The following is a 13,942-nucleotide window of genomic DNA, read 5'->3' as shown; positions in this document are numbered from 1 at the left end:
CTAAGTCTCTGCTTTTTCTAGCTTACTTTGCGCTTTTAGCCACAAATTTTCGGCGCGTTCCTGTGCGTCCCGCACCTCTGCGTATTTCTTTTGCCAGACGGCCGATTCAGCGATTCGCTCGGGTTCATAGATCGCTGGATCTGCGAGTTTCTTTGCCAGTTTTTCACCCATCTCGTTTAGTTTTTCCAGCCGTTCCTCGCATTTACGCACCTCGGCGCGCAAGGATTGCAACGTATCGCGTGATGCTTTTACCGGTGCGGGCTTTGCTTTTGCGGGTTTGGTTGGCGTGTCGCGCGACAATAGCATCTTGCGATAAGACGGAAGATCGTCATCGTAAGGTTTGACTGTGCCGCCTTTGACGAGCCAAAGCCTGTCTGCAACGAGGCTAAGAAGATGCATGTCGTGACTGACGAGGATCACCGCACCTGAATAAGCCGTCAGCGCGTTCACCAGCGCTTCGCGGCTTTCGATATCAAGGTGGTTGGTCGGCTCATCGAGAATCAGCAGATGTGGCGCGGGAAGGGTGGCAAGCAAGAGTGACAGCCGTGCCTTTTGTCCCCCGGACAAGCGGCCCACGGGTGTTTCAGCCTGATCAGCGCCCAATCCAAAACTTGCAAGGCGTGCCCGTATCTTTGCCTGCCCTTCATTGGGGCGTTCGCGCACGAGGTGCTGAATTGGCGTTTCGTCGATGTATAATTCCTCGACCTGGTGTTGCGCGAAAAAGCCGACGCGCAACTTGTTGGACGTCGTCATTCGCCCGCCCATTGGTTTAAGTCTGTTCGATAACAACTTGGCAAGAGTGGATTTTCCCTCTCCATTCTTACCAAGTAAAGCGATCCGATCGTCCTGATCAATGCGTAAATCCATGTTCCGCAGAACGACTGTATCGCCATAGCCGACCGATACGCCTTCGGTCGAAATGATGGGTGGTGAAAGCTCTTCCGGCTCTGGAAAGCTGAAAACCGTGCGCGCCTGATCTTCAGGCGCTGTGATCGGCTGCATTTTCTCGAGCATTTTAACGCGCGACTGAGCTTGTTTTGCTTTTGAGGCTTTGGCCTTGAAACGGTCAACGAAGCTTTGCAAATGGGCGCGACGCAGGTCTTGCTTTTTGGCCTGCGCGGCCTGAACCGCGCGTTGCTCGGCGCGCTGGCGGGCAAACTGGTCATAGGGGCCGGAATAATAGGTCAGTGTCTTGTTTTCGAGATGCAGGATCGCGCCAACAGCACGGTTCAGCAACTCTCGGTCGTGGCTGATGATCAGAACAGTATGCGGGTATTTCGACAGGTAGTTTTCAAGCCAAAGCGCGCCTTCAAGGTCCAGATAGTTGGTTGGCTCGTCAAGCAGCAGATAGTCGGGCGCAGAAAACAGCACAGCTGCAAGGGCCACACGCATCCGCCAACCGCCGGAATAGGCGGAACATGGTTTTTGCTGGTCTGCGTGGTCAAACCCAAGCCCGCGCAAAATGGCGCCTGCACGCGCCTCGGCCGACCATGCATCAATATCGGCCAGTCGGGTCTGTACCTCGGCAATGCGGGACGGGTCAGTTGCTGTCTCGGCTTCTTCCAAAAGATTGGCGCGTTCCGTATCAGCAGCCAGCACCGTATCGATCAGTGAAACCTCGTTTGAGGGTACCTCTTGCGCAACACCGCCTATGCGCGCGCGAGCCGGCATTGTGACTGTGCCTCCTTCAAGCGGTATTTCACCGCGGATCAATTTGAACAGCGTGGTTTTCCCAGCGCCATTGCGGCCGATCAGGCCAACCTTGTGGCCTGTGGGAATCGTCGCAAAAGCACCCTCAAACAGAGGGCGGCCTTCAACGGAATAGTTCAGATCAGTAATACGCAACATGCGCGCGGTGTGCATCAACCGCGCCTTGGCGTCAATCACAGCTTTTCAAGCGTTCCTACGCGTGTTAGCAGGGCCGCAAATTTCACAGCTGGGCAGGGGCCGGGCTGACAGCAAGCAAAGAGAGACTGACATGGCGATCCAACGCACCTTTTCGATCATCAAACCCGATGCAACCAAACGCAACCTGACCGGTGCCATCGCCGCGAAATTCGAGGCCGCAGGCATGCGTATCGTGGCGTCCAAACGCATCCACCTGACCAAAGCGCAGGCTGGCGTGTTTTATGAAGTTCACAAAGAGCGCCCGTTCTACGATGAACTTTGCGAATTCATGAGCTCTGAGCCGATCGTTGTTCAGGTTCTCGAAGGCGAAGACGCAATCGCGAAAAACCGCGAAGTCATGGGCGCAACAAACCCGGCAGAAGCGGCTGATGGCACGATCCGCAAGGAATACGCGCTGTCTATCGGCGAAAACTCGGTCCACGGCTCGGACGCGCCGGAAACCGCGGCTGTTGAAATCGCTTACTTCTTCTCGGGCCTTGAACTCGTCGGCTAATAGAACTCAGAACTTAAGATTGAGCGGGTCGCCAGATTGGGCGGCCCGTTTTTATTTTGAGCCCGGCCGCCTCGTGGGGGCGGCTCGGCTCTGTCCGTGCGGCGCACGGGTTTGCTTACGTTAGACACCTATATCAGCACCCGTTCGGTACGTCGTGGTCCCAAGTCTGACCTGTGAGTTTTACGAACGTTCATCAGTGGTGTTGGTGAGCGGAGTACGCTCAAGATTTCTTCTGCGAGACCTCTGCGAATTCCGACGCAAGCTCAGCCATGATTTCAGCGGAGTGCTGACCACGATCTGGAACGGGCGGGGGTGATGATACTGGCCAACCTGAAAAACGCGGGGCCGCCACCGCCTGCAAACCATCCTCAGTTTTATGCCATGTCTGGCGCGCGTGATTGTGCGGAGTCCAAAAGGATTCTTCAGGTGAAAGAACGGGTGCCACGCAGGCGTCTGTTTCTTGGAACAACGCTTCCCAATAGTGCAAAGGGTGTTCTGCAAACCGCGCTGAAAGCTGGTCAGCCAGCCGGGGCCACGCCGCTGGAGTAAACTGATTGGCTAGAAAATCCGCGTCGTCTTCCAGCCCCATCCGCTCCAGAAAAGTCAGGTAGAACTTTGGTTCGAGACATTGGACACTCACGAACCGATCATCGGCGCAGCGATAGGTGCGTGACCAGTGGGCGCCGACTAAAGGGTTTGATCGGGCAGGAGGCCCGCCTGCAGTTGACCCGTCTACGGAAAGCAACAGGTTTTGCAAATGGGCCGCCCCGTCAAAGATCGCGGCATCCACAACCGTGCCACTGCCACTGCGCTCAGCAGCCAGAAACCCGGCCAGCATGCCGGTTACGAGATAGAGTGCCCCACCGCCGATATCGCCAAGAAGGGTTGGCGGAACAGACGGGCGTTCGTGTGGTAATGCCGCCGACCAGAGCGCCCCGGCAAGGGCCAAATAATTCAGGTCATGCCCGGCGAGGGGGGCTTGTGGCCCATCCTGACCCCAACCGGTCATCCGACCGTAGACAAGCCGGGGATTGACCTTTTGGCACTCTTTAGGGCCAAGGCCCAGTCGCTCCATAACACCCGGTCGAAAACCCTCGATCAGTCCATCGGCGCGCGCCGCAAGGCGCAGGAAGGTTTCCCGGTCCGCCTCCGACTTCAGATCGAGCAGGATCGAGCGTTTGCCGCGATCGGTGAGAGGCTTGTCTTTCAGGCCAGGCAATGGCCCGGTACGCGGTCGATGCACGACAATCACATCAGCGCCGAGATCCGCGAGCATCATAGCGGCGAAGGGGCCGGGTCCGATCGCTTCAACTTCAAGAATACGGATCCCGTTCAATGGACCATTCGACATGCCAGCTTCCTTCAAGAACCGGAGATTCATAGCCGCATATAACACGCAACCGAGGGTGTTGCGGTATCAAAACAGGATGCAGGGCCGCAGTGCAACCTCTGTGGCGCACTCGGTTGTTTAAGTCTGGCACATGAATCGCAGAAGGTCTGTGCATGTGTTGCGTCGATCGGTTGAAGCCCGGCCAAAGCGAACAGGGTCCTGACAGAAACGACTCCGCGTGGTACTGGGCGATATGAATGCCACCTATGACAAAATCGGCCTGAACTACTCTGATCTGCGAAAGCCCGACACCCGGATTGAACAGGTGATCGGAAAGGCCTTGGGGCCTGCGAAAACCATCTTGAATGTCGGGGCTGGTGCGGGGTCATACGAGCCTGCGGACAGGCAGGTGACTGCGATCGAGCCTTCGAAGGAAATGATAAGGCAGCGTCCCGTCTCGGCGGCTACGGTTATTCAGGGCTATGCAGAAGACCTACCGTTTGACGACAATTCCTTTGATGCGTCGATGGCGATCCTGACGGTTCACCATTGGCTGGACAAAGAGAAGGGCCTTAGGGAAATGCGCCGGGTGACGCGAGGCAAGATCGTTATTCTTACATTTGATCCTTCGTTTCGTGGGTTTTGGCTTGCAGATTACATCCCGGAACTCGTGACGCTGGACGAGGGGCAAATGCCGAGAATGGCTGAATACGAGCAGTCGCTCGGGCCAGTAGGGATTTCACCCGTTCCAATTCCGCATGATTGTACAGATGGTTTCCTGAGCGCCTATTGGCGGCGGCCCGCAGCCTATCTTGACCCCAAAGTTAGGGCAGCTATGTCGCCATTTTGGGCGATGGGCGACGTTTCGGAGGCATTAGGAAGACTTGAGGCTGATCTGGAAAGCGGTGCATGGGAGCAGCGTTACTCACGACTGATCGACCTTGATGATTGTGACTGTGGTTATCGGCTCGTCACGACCACGTAAGGCGCTATAAGATTGGGATTTACAGCGTAGCTGAGCCCGAACCAAGGAAAGGGCGAGAAGCGCCCACCCCGTGGGGCCGGTTGGGGCGGTGCCCGCCCGTGAGGGCACGGGCATTGGGGCGTGAGCATTGATCTTTCTAAAATAATTCAGGCGGATCGGAAGTTGCAGTTTCTCACTTCTTGATTCAGTTAAGGAATGGGCAGACATGGTGTAAGAGCAAGTCCTATTTTTACCTTCGCTCAACAACGCCAATCGCATCCAGCGCTGTCTCAAGGTCTGACAGCCCCTTGTCAAAACTCTCTGCCTTTATTTTGTCAAAACGTTTGCGCAGTGCTTCCTTCTCGCGTCCCTTACAGTCGTTCCAGGGGCGGTTCTGAAGCGCCATGACAAGCACGTAGTAGCCAATGAAATGCGGGCGGGTTCCGGATTTCAGCAGGCGGCTATAGGTTTCATCGGCGCCAAGCGCGCGCAGCATTTCAGCAGAGTCGATTCCGGCGCGCGCACAGGCGGTTTCCATGGCGGGGCCAAGGTTTCGGATACTGGAAACAGGCGTTTTCATAAGCGCAGAGCTTACATGCCCCAACACCGGGTGCAACGTCGTTTCAGATACTGGCCCAATCCGTGATCCGGATGGTTTTCACCGGGGTATCCGCTTTTCGCTCAGCCGCTGATTCATGCGGCGTTTGCGAGGAAGTCGGAACATTGGCCGGGGTTGATGGCGAATATCCTGTTTCCGGTGAATTTGGGGGGGTGTTCGATTGCGTCTCTGGCGGTTGAACCTGTGCCATTGACCTGTACCTTTCCCAGCATTTTTTGCGCTGGTATCTGCCTCGGTTTTATTTTGAGCAACTCATTGCGTGGCTGCCGTATGCCAAGTGGTGGCAGGTCTCAATCTGCTTGTCGCGGTAAATTTGCGCCAAATATTCAGGTGATGAATTTTTGCCACAGCCAGAGGCGCGGAAGCGGCAAGCGCGCGCTTTAGAACCGCGTTGTCATCCGATAACCACGACCAAAAAACATACGTGCAAACGTAATAGGGCGGGTTTTAAGCCAGGTGATGCGTTCTGCGGTAAACACGGGCTCCCCAACCGGTAGGGCCAGCAGATCTGCGTTGCTTTCGTTTGCTGCTGTTGCAGAAAAGCTGATTTCCGCTTCAGTAAAGGGAACTTGGTTCACCAGCCATTCATTCGGGCTTAAGGTTTCAAAATCAGAACAATCAATGTCAGGAACCGTTGCTTTATTGATCCAGCGATCTTCAAACTGAAAGGGGGCGTTGTCCGCGTAGTGCATGCATTGCAAGTGCAACACCTTATCGTCGGGTCCAAGCCCTAACCGTGCGCGCAGCCAGTCAGGTGTAGGGGGGCTTTCGCAGCTCACAAGCGCGTAACGGTAAGCAGCCCCCGAAGCTTCGATTTCGACCCGTACCAAAGGAATTTCAAATTTCGCCTGGCGAATGGGGTTTGCATTTACCCGGGTTCCGGTTTTACGCCTGCGGTCAATGAAGCCTTCGTCAGCCAGCTCTCGCATCGCGCGGTTTACTGTGGCGCGGGCGCAGCCAAACTCATGCGACAGTTCAACTTCGCCCGGCATGATTGCGCCGGGGGCCCAGACGCGGTCACGGATACGCGCAAGAATCTGGGCTTTGATATCGCGGAAACTGACTTTGTCGCTCAATGACATGAAACGCTATTTCCTTATTATGTATGCGCATATATACATTATGTGCAGCAAAATAAAAGTTAACAGAAATGACAAGATGATGCGGATCGTTTCTTCAGACCAGTTTCGTACCTCGCGCTGGAAGAATGGCGGTGGTCTCACTCATGAGATCGAGAAGGAAGAAGACTCTCTTGGGCTCGTCTGGCGGCTGAGCGTTGCCGAGGTCGCCTCGGATGGGCCGTTTTCCAGTTTTCCGGGCCTCACGCGGATTTTGACGGTCATTGACGGGGCCGGGCTAGACCTTGTCCATGCGGATGGCACAATCAATGCTTTGCCATTAACACCGGTGCGGTTTTCTGGTGCATTGCCGGTAGAGGGGCGACTTATCGGGGAAAAAATATTAAATTTCAATGCTATATTTGATGAAGCTAAGGTCAGGATTTCCGTTGCTGTTCTACGATCTAGCGATGACTTTCCATCTGATTTCGAAGCTTGTGGTCAATTTGTACTCTATTGCATTGCTGGTGAAATGCAGATCGAAGGCCAGTGCGTTGCGCCGGGCGATGCTGCCTTTTTCGACACTAATCCAAACCGTGCAATAATTTCCGAAAACGCCTGTGCATTGCTCGTGATGCTTCAAAAGCGCAGCTAACCTTGTGCAAGCAAGACTGTAATCGCCTTGCGATACCGCGATACGATATCATCTCTGCCGATATGCTGCCCTTGCCGAACCATGTGGCGGCCCGCTGACCATAGGTCGGTTACAACTGCGTCGCTGGCGGCAAAGGCAAGCCCGTCAAAAATTTGCGCATCAGTCAAGGTGCACAGGGCGGGGGCGTCACTGTCTAGTGCCAGCAAATCAGCCAATCGCCCCTCTGCAATCACACCCGCATTGCGGCCAAGCGCCTGCGCCCCGCCACGTGCAGCGCCAAGATAAAGCGTTTCGCCAACGCTGCCTTCACCAACGACAAGAACGTTCCGCGCAAGATCTCGCAGGCGTTGAGAGTATTCCAGCGTTCGTAGTTCTTCCGTCAGTGAAATTCGTACATTTGAGTCTGATCCGAGCCCAAACGCCCCGCCGGCATTCAGGTAGGCGACACCGTTAAAAGGGCCGTCGCCCAAGTTGGATTCAGTGATGGGGCACAATCCCGCAACAGCACCCGACTTTGCCATGTTTGAAGTCTCAGTTTCAGTCATATGGGTTGCATGGATCAGGCACCAGCGATCATCCACTGGCGCGTTTTTCAGAAGCCATTCAACCGGGCGCGCACCAAGCCAGCCCTCTATTTCTTCAACTTCTTTGGGCTGTTCGGAAATATGGATATGAACCGGGCCATCCTTGTGGGCCGCAATAACTTGTGTCAGGTCTTCGGGCGAAGTCGCGCGGAGCGAATGCGGGGCAATGCCAACTCTGGCATCTGCCGGAAGGCCCACGAGGGCGCGTTGGGCCTCTTCTACGAGACGATTGAAGCGTTCCACATCATTGCCAAACCGTAGCTGGCCACCAGAAAGCGGTTTTTTCCCAGCGCCACCGTAAGAATAGAAAACCGGCAGATGGGTGAGGCCAATACCTGTTTGGTTTGCTGCTGTAAAAATGCGCTTCGAAAGCTCTGCAAGATCATCATATGGAGTGCCGCCGGGTTGGTGGTGAACATAGTGAAACTCCCCGACAGAGGCATATCCCGCCTCTTGCATCTCCATGAATACAAGCGCTGCGATATCTTCGATCTGATCAGGTGTCAGCCGATCCAAAAAGCGATACATCAGGTCTCGCCAGGTCCAGAAACTGTCCCGTCCTGCGGCGCGGAATTCAGTCATCCCGGCCATGGCGCGCTGAAAGCTGTGACTGTGCAGATTGGCAAGCGCAGGGAGCAACGTTTTGACGACAATATCGTTCGGTGACTGAACAGCATCTTTTTCGATCGTCTCGATTGACTGGTCGGACAGCGTGAGCCTGACATTCTGGGCCCAGCCCTGTCCAAGATACGCGCGTTGAGCGAAAATTGCAGTCATAGCTTTTTCCATTTGTCTAGACATAAAAGATATAGACGTATACATAAATCAAAAGCAATCCCTGAATCGCTCGAGAATCGCATGACTGATCGTCCGACACTGCTGATCAATACCACCATCGCAACGATGATAGCTGCGGATGTGCCGTATGGCTTGATAGAAGATGCTGCCATTGTCATGGAGCAGGAAAAAATCGTTTGGGTCGGTGCGCGCGCCGACCTGCCACCGCAATATGGCCTCTCCGAAACACATGATCTTGAAGGCCGCCTGGTAACGCCAGCGTTGATCGACTGCCACACACATCTGGTGTCCGGTGGGAACCGCGCACGTGAATTTGAAATGCGTCTGGAAGGGGCAAGCTACGAGGAAATTGCCCGTGCGGGTGGCGGAATTGTCTCAACAGTTAAGGCGACGCGTACGACGAGCGAGGATGACCTGCTCTCTGATGCCCTAAGGCGTGTTGATGCGCTTATCGCGGAAGGTGTTGCGGTTATTGAAATCAAGTCAGGCTACGGGCTTGATCAAGACACAGAGCTTAAGATGTTGCGTGTTGCACGCCGCATTGCAGATGAACGCCCGATGTCCGTGCATACGACATTTCTGGGCGCACACGCGGTTCCACCAGAATTCAAGGGCAGGGCAGACGCCTACATCGACGATGTCTGCATTCCGGCCCTGAAAGCCGCGCACGCTCAAGGTTTGGTTGATGCCGTCGATGGGTTTTGCGAAGGCATAGCCTTTGACACAACTCAGATTGCGCGGGTTTTTGATGTGGCTAAAGAACTGGGATTGCCCGTCAAACTTCACGCAGAGCAACTTTCAAACCTAGGTGGCGCAAAGCTGGCGGCGTCTTACGGCGCGCTGTCCGCAGACCATATCGAGTATCTGGATCAAGATGGCGTTGCCGCCATGGCCAGTGCCGGGACCGTCGCGGTGATATTGCCAGGCGCTTTTTACACCCTGCGGGAAACGCAAGTGCCACCCATTGATCTATTGCGCAAGCACAACATCCCAATGGCGCTGGCGACGGATGCGAACCCCGGATCTTCGCCGCTTACATCGTTGTTGTTGACGATGAACATGGCCTGCACGTTGTTCCGCCTGACACCTGAGGAAGCACTGGCTGGCGCAACGCGCAACGCAGCCTTGGCGCTTGGTCTGGATCAACAGGGCACACTTACGCCGGGCTCGCGTGCCGACTTTGCTGTCTGGGATGTTATACACCCTGCAGAGCTTGCCTACCGGATCGGGTTCAACCCGCTTCACACCCGTATTTTCGGAGGAAAAATTGAAGACGCTTAAGTTAACGCCCGGGGCTGTCACGCTTGCGCAGCTTGGCACGATTTATTGGCAAGAGGCCAGTGTCGTGCTTGATCCATCCTGTCGCGATGTCGTCGAACATGCCGCGCATGCGATCGCTGCCGCTGCGGCAGGAGACGAGCCGGTTTATGGCGTGAACACGGGGTTCGGCAAACTTGCCAGCATGAAAATTGAAAAAGCAGACACGGCGACGCTGCAACGCAATTTGATCCTCAGCCATTGCTGTGGCGTGGGAGAGCCGATTTCACGTCGCCACACGCGCTTGATGATGGCTTTGAAGCTGATGTCACTTGGGCGCGGCGCGTCCGGTGTGCGCTGGTCGCTGATCGAACTGTTGCAGGACATGCTGGCGAAGGGCGTGACGCCTGTTATTCCGGCTCAGGGTTCTGTCGGGGCATCGGGTGATTTAGCCCCACTTGCTCATATGACGGCTGTCGTTATTGGCGAGGGTGTCGCGGAATATCAGGGCGAAACGATGCCGGGGGCCAAGGCGCTTGCAAAAGCCGGGTTAAGCCCAATTGCACTTGGTCCAAAAGAAGGCTTGGCCTTTATTAACGGAACGCAGTTTTCAACAGCTTTTGCGCTGTCGGGGTTGTTTGAGGCATGGCGCGCGGCGGGGTCTGCGCTGATCACCTCGTCAATTTCGACCGATGCGATCATGGGCTCTACCGCACCATTGCAGCCTGAAATCCATGCCCTGCGTGGGCACAGGGGCCAGATCATTGCGGCTGAAACGATGCGCGCCTTGCTGGCCGACTCTGAAATCCGGGAAAGCCACCGCGAAGGCGACACCCGTGTGCAGGACCCTTACTGTATTCGCTGTCAGCCACAGGTGACTGGTGCCGCGATGGATGTTTTGCGTCAGGCCGCTGTCACGCTTGAGATTGAGGCGAATGCAGCGACGGACAACCCCCTTGTTCTGTCACAAGCCGGGTTGATCGTTTCCGGTGGCAACTTCCATGCAGAACCCGTTGGTTTTGCGGCAGATATGATTGCGCTGGCGGTTTCTGAAATTGGTGCAATTGCACAGAGGCGCATTGCGTTGATGGTGGACCCGACACTTAGTCATGATCTGCCGCCGTTCCTGACGCCCGATCCGGGGTTGAATTCCGGTTTCATGATTGCCGAGGTTACGACAGCGGCGCTTATGAGCGAAAATAAACATCTGGCGAACCCCTGTGTAACAGACAGCACGCCGACCAGTGCAAATCAGGAAGACCATGTTTCCATGGCGGCCCATGGTGCGCGGCGCTTGATGCGGATGGTTAAGAACCTGAATGCGATCCTGGGGGTAGAGCTGCTTTGCGGCGCACAAGGTGTTGAGTTCCGTGCACCGCTTAAGACCTCTGCACCATTGCAGAGAGTGATCGACCGGCTTCGCCAGGACAGCGCAGCGCTGGCAGAGGATCGCTACCTTGCCCCTGATCTTGAAATCGCAGCGTCCCTCGTTGCGGATGGCACAATCATCGTGGCAGCCGGGCTGGATTTGCCCGAACTGAACGCTTGAAGGAGAACAACATGCTCGACCGCAAGAACACCCGTGACATCTATCCGCCAACAGGGACCGAGATCACCGCAAAAAGCTGGCTGACCGAGGCACCGATGCGGATGCTGATGAACAACCTGCACCCGGATGTTGCCGAAAACCCGCATGAACTCGTGGTCTACGGTGGCATCGGCCGCGCCGCCCGAAGCTGGGGTGATTTCGACCGGATCATTGCCACTCTGAAGGATCTGGAAGCCGATGAAACTTTGGTCGTTCAATCAGGCCGTCCCGTCGCCGTTGTTAAAACCCACCCTGACGCGCCACGTGTGTTGATTGCGAACTCGAACCTCGTTCCGCATTGGGCGAACTGGGATCATTTCAATGAGCTCGATAAAAAGGGCCTTATGATGTACGGCCAGATGACCGCAGGGTCGTGGATATACATCGGCTCGCAAGGCATCGTTCAGGGCACATATGAAACTTTTGCCGAAGCCGGGCGCCAGCACTATGGCGGCGATTTGACGGGCAAATGGATATTGACGGGTGGTCTGGGCGGCATGGGCGGAGCACAGCCCTTGGCCGCCGTGATGGCAGGGGCCTGCTGTCTGGCTGTGGAATGTAATCCGGACAGCATAGATTTTCGTCTGCGTACAAAATATGTGGACGAAAAGACCGATAGTCTGGATGAAGCGCTTGAAATGATTGACCGCTGGACAAAAGCGGGCGAGGCCAAATCTGTTGGCCTACTTGGCAATGCCGCCGATGTGTTCCCCGAACTTTACAAAAGAGGTGTTCGGCCCGACATCGTAACCGACCAGACCAGCGCACATGACCCGATCAACGGCTACCTGCCACAGGGCTGGACCATGGGCCAGTGGATCGAAAAACGCGAAAGCGACCCAAAAGCGGTTGAGAAAGCTGCGCGCGCGTCCATGCGGGTCCAGGTCGAAGCGATGGTGAGCTTCCACAATGATGGTGTGCCAACGGTCGACTATGGTAACAACATCCGCCAGATGGCGCTGGAAGAAGGGCTTGAGACAGCTTTTTCCTTTCCCGGCTTTGTGCCTGCCTATATTCGCCCGCTGTTTTGCCGGGGCGTTGGGCCGTTCCGCTGGGTGGCCCTGTCTGGCGACCCCGAGGACATCTACAAGACCGATCAAAAAGTCAAAGAGCTGATGCCGGATGACGCGCATTTGCATAACTGGCTGGATATGGCGCGGGACCGGATTGCATTTCAGGGTTTGCCAGCGCGCATTTGCTGGGTTGGTCTTGGCGACAGACATCGCCTTGGTCTGGCATTTAACGAGATGGTAAAGACCGGAGAGTTGAGCGCACCTGTTGTTATTGGCCGCGATCATCTGGACAGCGGATCAGTTGCATCACCCAACCGCGAAACGGAATCGATGAAAGATGGCTCTGACGCTGTCTCGGACTGGCCGCTTCTGAACGCTTTGGTGAATACCGCTTCAGGTGCAACATGGGTCAGCTTGCACCACGGGGGAGGTGTTGGCATGGGTTTTAGCCAGCATGCAGGCGTGGTGATTTGTGCGGATGGAACGGACGAGGCTGCAAAACGGCTGGAACGTGTCCTGTGGAATGATCCGGCCAGCGGTGTTTGGCGCCACGCGGATGCAGGGTACGAAGACGCAATTGACTGTGCCCGCGAGAAGGGGCTGAGGTTGCCGACAATCTTGGGGAACTTGAAGCCTTAAGTCGTGATACCATCGTCAGCGGCGGTTTGTTGGACCATGGCTGTGAAAGCTTTGATCAGCTTGCCGCCATTGCGTTCCCTGAGGCAGACCACCGATTCTTCCATCAGGATCGGGCTACCTTTGATCTGGATCGGAACAAGCCTGTCGTCATGGCTGAATTCCTTCTCTGAGACAAAGCCGATGCCGGCGCCCGATGCGACGATTTCCTGAACTGCCTCGCGCCCCTCTGCTTCTATCGCGGCAACAAGTTTCACACTGTTTTTTGATGCGGCAGCTTCCAGCTTTTGGCGTGTCTTTGATCCGGTCTCTCTCAGAACGAGCGGCATTGCAGAGAGTTGGCCGAGTGTTAAAGATTTATGGCTGGAAAGTGGGTTGGAATTTGCGGTGAAGGCAATGATCCGGCTTTCCCCCAATGAAACAACATCGATTTCAGAGTTTCTGGGCGCGGCCCCCAAAACGCCAATGTCGGACTGATAAGCATAGAGCGATTCAATCACATCTTCCGAATTGCCGGTTTTGATTTCGATTTTGATCAGCGGGAATTTTTCCCGGAATTTCGCGATCGTTGCGAGGACGTGACTGGCTGAATCAACAATTATTCTGAGCGTGCCAGAACTGAACGCCCTATTTTCTGACAAAAGTTCGCGCGCCTGGGCCTCGTTTTCAAACATCCTTTTCGTGATCTCAAGAAGACGCTCACCCTGTTCGGTAACAGTGATTTGTTTCTTTTTCCTGTTAAAAAGCAGGATGTCGTATTCCTCTTCCAGTTTGCGCACCTGATCCGAGATAGCCGGTTGCGTCAGAAACAGGGCGTCCGCCGCGCGGGAGAACCCGCCGTGGATGGCGACGTGGTGAAAGGCCCGTAGCTGAACATACCGCATGTCTTTTCCTGACATTTGAAAAATTAATACATTTCTTCGATATATCGATTTTATCGTGGTTGTATGCAATGAAATTTTATATTGGCGAACTTGATATGCGGTGATTTTGCTGTTTTCGGAAACTGGCAATTCTGGCTTGAAACTTTCAAAGTAAA

General features: G+C 55.2%; 13 protein-coding genes. 6 read left to right on the top strand and 7 right to left on the bottom strand.

Annotated features, from left to right (window positions below; all coding sequences use genetic code 11):
- Positions 1-1,848 carry an ABC-F family ATP-binding cassette domain-containing protein gene (locus MWU63_RS04720; protein WP_213888454.1) on the bottom strand — a complete coding sequence of 616 codons (1,848 nt, stop codon included), beginning with the start codon at positions 1,846-1,848 and terminating at the stop codon, positions 1-3.
- A gap of 130 nt (positions 1,849-1,978) precedes the next feature.
- Here MWU63_RS04720 and ndk point away from each other — a divergent pair, with 130 nt between their 5' ends.
- The gene (gene ndk / locus MWU63_RS04715; RefSeq protein WP_247077102.1) at positions 1,979-2,401 is read left to right on the top strand and encodes a nucleoside-diphosphate kinase; all 423 of its coding nucleotides are present in this window, start codon (positions 1,979-1,981) and stop codon (positions 2,399-2,401) included.
- A gap of 220 nt (positions 2,402-2,621) precedes the next feature.
- Here the strand turns inward: ndk and MWU63_RS04710 are convergent, their stop codons facing one another.
- Positions 2,622-3,752: a CaiB/BaiF CoA-transferase family protein gene (locus tag MWU63_RS04710; protein ID WP_247077100.1), complete on the bottom strand. Its 1,131-nt coding sequence runs from the start codon at positions 3,750-3,752 to the stop codon at positions 2,622-2,624.
- Positions 3,753-3,984: 232 nt separating this feature from the next.
- Between MWU63_RS04710 and MWU63_RS04705 the strand changes: the two genes are divergently transcribed.
- Positions 3,985-4,716 carry a class I SAM-dependent methyltransferase gene (locus tag MWU63_RS04705; protein ID WP_247077098.1) on the top strand — a complete coding sequence of 244 codons (732 nt, stop codon included), beginning with the start codon at positions 3,985-3,987 and terminating at the stop codon, positions 4,714-4,716.
- Positions 4,717-4,945: 229 nt separating this feature from the next.
- Here MWU63_RS04705 and MWU63_RS04700 read toward each other — a convergent pair whose 3' ends face one another.
- From MWU63_RS04700 to MWU63_RS04690, 3 genes are all read right to left on the bottom strand, one after another.
- On the bottom strand, positions 4,946-5,275 hold the full coding sequence (locus MWU63_RS04700; RefSeq protein ID WP_213888221.1) for a TfoX/Sxy family protein: 330 nt from the start codon (positions 5,273-5,275) through the stop codon (positions 4,946-4,948).
- A 43-nt stretch (positions 5,276-5,318) separates the two neighbouring features.
- Positions 5,319-5,504: a hypothetical protein gene (locus MWU63_RS04695; RefSeq protein ID WP_213888220.1), complete on the bottom strand. Its 186-nt coding sequence runs from the start codon at positions 5,502-5,504 to the stop codon at positions 5,319-5,321.
- Positions 5,505-5,694: 190 nt separating this feature from the next.
- Positions 5,695-6,396 (bottom strand): GntR family transcriptional regulator, encoded by a 702-nt coding sequence (locus tag MWU63_RS04690; RefSeq protein WP_213888219.1) that lies wholly within the window; start codon positions 6,394-6,396, stop codon positions 5,695-5,697.
- A gap of 76 nt (positions 6,397-6,472) precedes the next feature.
- Between MWU63_RS04690 and MWU63_RS04685 the strand changes: the two genes are divergently transcribed.
- Entirely contained in the window at positions 6,473-7,027 is a 555-nt protein-coding gene (locus MWU63_RS04685) for a HutD family protein (protein ID WP_247077096.1), read from the top strand.
- On the opposite strand, the gene MWU63_RS04680 is transcribed toward MWU63_RS04685, so the two are convergent.
- Complete coding sequence (locus tag MWU63_RS04680; RefSeq protein ID WP_247077094.1) at positions 7,024-8,388, bottom strand: formimidoylglutamate deiminase; 1,365 nt, start codon at positions 8,386-8,388, stop codon at positions 7,024-7,026. The two genes, MWU63_RS04685 and MWU63_RS04680, sit on opposite strands and share 4 nt — an antisense overlap.
- A 126-nt stretch (positions 8,389-8,514) precedes the next feature.
- On the opposite strand from MWU63_RS04680, the gene hutI reads away from it, so the two are divergent.
- The 3 genes from hutI to hutU are packed head-to-tail and all read left to right on the top strand — an operon-like array spanning position 8,515 to position 12,906.
- Positions 8,515-9,690, top strand: a complete 1,176-nt coding sequence (gene hutI, locus MWU63_RS04675; protein WP_246531654.1) for an imidazolonepropionase — start codon at positions 8,515-8,517, stop codon at positions 9,688-9,690.
- Positions 9,677-11,215 carry a histidine ammonia-lyase gene (gene hutH / locus MWU63_RS04670; protein ID WP_247077092.1) on the top strand — a complete coding sequence of 513 codons (1,539 nt, stop codon included), beginning with the start codon at positions 9,677-9,679 and terminating at the stop codon, positions 11,213-11,215. The genes hutI and hutH overlap by 14 nt, the downstream gene beginning before the upstream one ends.
- A gap of 11 nt (positions 11,216-11,226) precedes the next feature.
- Positions 11,227-12,906: a urocanate hydratase gene (hutU, locus tag MWU63_RS04665; protein WP_213888214.1), complete on the top strand. Its 1,680-nt coding sequence runs from the start codon at positions 11,227-11,229 to the stop codon at positions 12,904-12,906.
- Here hutU and MWU63_RS04660 read toward each other — a convergent pair.
- Positions 12,903-13,787 (bottom strand): LysR substrate-binding domain-containing protein, encoded by an 885-nt coding sequence (locus MWU63_RS04660; protein WP_213888213.1) that lies wholly within the window; start codon positions 13,785-13,787, stop codon positions 12,903-12,905. The genes hutU and MWU63_RS04660 overlap by 4 nt on opposite strands.
- Positions 13,788-13,942: the final 155 nt, after the last annotated feature.

Source organism: Pseudohalocynthiibacter sp. F2068 (assembly GCF_023015645.1).
Taxonomy (GTDB): Bacteria; Pseudomonadota; Alphaproteobacteria; order Rhodobacterales; family Rhodobacteraceae; genus Pseudohalocynthiibacter; species Pseudohalocynthiibacter aestuariivivens.
The sequence above is the reverse complement of the archived record's forward strand: the minus strand, read 5'-3'. Positions and strand labels throughout refer to the sequence as shown.